Source organism: Chamaesiphon sp. VAR_69_metabat_338, from assembly GCF_031423935.1.
GTDB lineage: Bacteria > Cyanobacteriota > Cyanobacteriia > Cyanobacteriales > Chamaesiphonaceae > Chamaesiphon.
The window spans coordinates 1-3098 of the sequence record NZ_JANPGM010000161.1; the positions used below are offsets into that span (position 1 = coordinate 1).

Consider the following 3098-nt stretch of genomic DNA (forward strand, 5'->3'; position numbering starts at 1 on the left):
CGGGGATAAAATTGAGCTGCGTCTGTGTGCCCTGATTGAGTCCCTGTCCCCATAACTCTCCTGCCCCGATCGCAATCCGCGACTGGATCAAGTGATAACCCGCTCCCAACGGATACTTGTCAGGATTGAGAAAGACGATCAGTCGGTCTTTTTGATAATCCTTGAGTACGTGCCACAACACCTGTCCGAGCAAACCAGCCGCCACATTAATCCCGATCGCGAGCACCGAACTCACCCACCGCCACGGCATTGTCAACCACGCAACGACACCCATTGCTACCGCCCAAATTATCCATAAGGGCAAACTGAAGCTGTAGATAATGGCAGCAGCTAGTGGTGATACCAGCAGTAATAGCCAGCCGGGATTGGCATTTGCCCAGTACAACATCCCTAAAGCGATCGCGCCAAACACCAACGATGTGCCCAAATCTGGTTGGATAAACACTAGTAACCACGGTGGGAGCGTAATTGCTAAAGCGCGGAGAAATGTCGGCAGTGTATTGGCAGGACGCCGGTGTAAAATCGCCGCCAAAGTAATAATCAGCCCCACTTTGGCAAATTCTGATGGCTGGAAATTGAACCCCGCAATACTAATCCATCGCTGTGCGCCCTTGGCACTACTGCCCAGAAAATCCACCGCTACTAACAATCCGTTGGTCAATCCATAACTAACCCAATGCCAACGCAGCAATTGATTATAGGGAATTCGGGCAATTACAAACACGATCGCCAGTCCGATCGTACCCACCAGCCAGTGTTGTCCCCAATGAGCCGCCGATTGATTTAACTCGGTACTGCGGATCATCACTCCCCCAAGGAAGGTTAATCCCATTGCTATGAAAATGAGCAACCAATCCATCTGTCGCCAATGGATAAATAGATCTTGCCAAGATGAGCGATTTGAGGATTTGTACATGAGTTGGGAACGGGGAGTGGATAGCGGGGGAGCGGGGGAGCGGGGAGCGGGGAGCGGGGGAGCGGGGAGCGGGGAGCGGGGGAGCGGGGAGTTGCTGTACCACCGTATGGGAGTTGGGGACTGGGAAAGCAGTTCCGAAACTATCGAGCTTTTTGATTGCCACTCTAAAGCCTAAAGTCTAAAACCTACCCTCTACCCCCTAAAGCCTAAAACCTAAAGCCTAAAGCCTAACCCAAAGCTGCGATCGAGACTTTGCCCGCGATCGATTTAGCAATGGCGATCAAAGCTTTGCCGGATGCTGACTCTGGCTCGGCGATGACGATCGGGATGCCGCGATCTCCGCCGGTGCGGACGGGGATTTCCAGGGGAATGCGACCGAGTAAGGGGACACCGACTTCGGCGGCAAATTTTTCGCCACCATCGGAACCGAAAATATCATACTGTCGATCGGGCAGATCTGGTGGTATGAAATAACTCATATTTTCAACTACGCCCAAAACGGTCGTGAATTTCTCAAACATCCGCAAGCCTTTGCGCGCATCGGCTAAAGCTACAGTTTGGGGTGTGGTAACGATCACGGCTCCAGCCATCGGGACGGCTTGGGCGAGGGTGAGTTGTGCGTCGCCAGTACCAGGTGGCAGATCGACGATTAGATAGTCTAGCTCACCCCAATTAACTTGATATAAAAATTGGCGGATAATCCCGTTGAGCATCGGCCCCCGCCAAATCACGGGCTGGTCGCGATCGATCAAAAAGGCCATCGATACCAGTTTCACACCATGATTGAACGCCGGTTCGAGGACGCCATTTTCGGTCGCTTCGAGCCGAATATCGCTCAAGCCAAACATTAACGGGGCGTTGGGGCCATAAATATCTGCATCTAGCAAGCCAACTTTGGCACCCAACTGAGCGAGGGCGACAGCCACATTTGCCGCTACCGTACTTTTGCCCACACCCCCTTTGCCACTGGAGATGGCGATGATATTTTTGACTCGATCGATCCCTTCGCGGTCTGGCAAGCCCTTCTGATTGGGAATTTCGGCAGTGACTTCAACTTCTACATCGGTCACGCCTGGGAGCGTCTTGACGGCCTGTTTGCATTCATCGACAATAAACTCGCGCAGCGGGCAAGCTGGTGTCGTCAGCACCACGGTAAACTTGACCAAACCGCCATCCACCTGGATATTCCGAATCATATTCAGTTCGACCAGACTCTTTTGTAGCTCTGGGTCTTGAACTGGTTTGAGTATTTCTAAAACGGCACTACGGTCTAACATCAGTATTTATATATTTTCGACTATGGATTTAGTCTATAGCCTAAATCACACCATCGGCATCTGAACTGCGAATAGTCTACTCCACAAAGCTCGATCTCGAAATATGCTAGCAGAAACCCAACATCACCAATATCGTCGCTCGGATTGAAAAGCGATCGTGCGAGCAAAAGTGGATTGAATATTTAAAATATTTGAAAGTCGGGAGGTGTAGATCTGTAGGTTGGGTTGAAAAATGAAACCCAACAATCCCAATGGTTGAGACTCGATCGAGATCCGGAAGTTGGGTAGATTTACAGTGGAACCCAATGACATCAATATCGATCGAAACAGAAACCGGATATGTTTGAATATTTTAAGTGCCTTTAACGCTGGGATTGTTGGGTTTCGAGGCTCAACCCAACCTACAGATCTAAAGCCCAAAGCCTAAAGCCTAATTTGTATATTTCCCGTAACAACGATCGGCTGTCGATCGCCTGGATATGCTACTTTGCTAGATAGTCGCCAACGGCTGCTTTTACAAATATTTTTAATCTCACCTCATTCACCTTGCGGATATGACAGCTTTCTCCACTGACAACAAGATAAATGATGCTTTTTTGCCACCTGCTGATGCCAAACAGCGGCTCGTGCAGTTCATGCGAGATTTTCAGGATAGCGTCTGTCAGGGCTTAGAAGCTGTCGATGGTGGCGGAAAGTTTGAAGAAGAAAGCTGGGATCGTCCTGAAGGCGGTGGCGGTCGATCGCGGGTGATGAAAGAAGGTAATGTCTTCGAGCAAGGTGGTGTGAATTTTTCGGAGGTGTGGGGCGAACATTTACCGCCATCGATCCTCAATCAACGTCCCGATGCGGCGGGTCATAAGTGGTTTGCCACGGGTACTTCGATGGTACTGCATCCGCGAAATCCT

3 protein-coding genes are annotated in these 3098 nt (G+C 50.4%); 1 reads left to right on the forward strand and 2 read right to left on the reverse strand.

Features of this window, described 5'->3' with window-relative positions; genetic code table 11:
• Positions 1 to 916, reverse strand: a 916-nt coding sequence (locus tag RMO84_RS04780) for an FtsW/RodA/SpoVE family cell cycle protein (RefSeq protein WP_310487339.1), incomplete at its 3' end; no start/stop codon positions are given.
• Between the two features lie 227 nt (positions 917 to 1143).
• Positions 1144 to 2193 carry an Mrp/NBP35 family ATP-binding protein gene (locus RMO84_RS04785; RefSeq protein WP_310487340.1) on the reverse strand — a complete coding sequence of 350 codons (1050 nt, stop codon included), beginning with the start codon at positions 2191 to 2193 and terminating at the stop codon, positions 1144 to 1146.
• 554 nt (positions 2194 to 2747) lie between these two features.
• On the opposite strand from RMO84_RS04785, the gene RMO84_RS04790 reads away from it, so the two are divergent.
• On the forward strand, positions 2748 to 3098 hold a 351-nt coding region (locus tag RMO84_RS04790; protein ID WP_310487341.1), incomplete at its 3' end, for a coproporphyrinogen III oxidase.

Coding starts and splice junctions, on each gene's coding strand:
- RMO84_RS04785 (WP_310487340.1), bottom strand. CDS start 2,193: ATGTTAGACCGTAGTGCCGTTTTAGAAATACTCAAACCAGTTCAAGAC.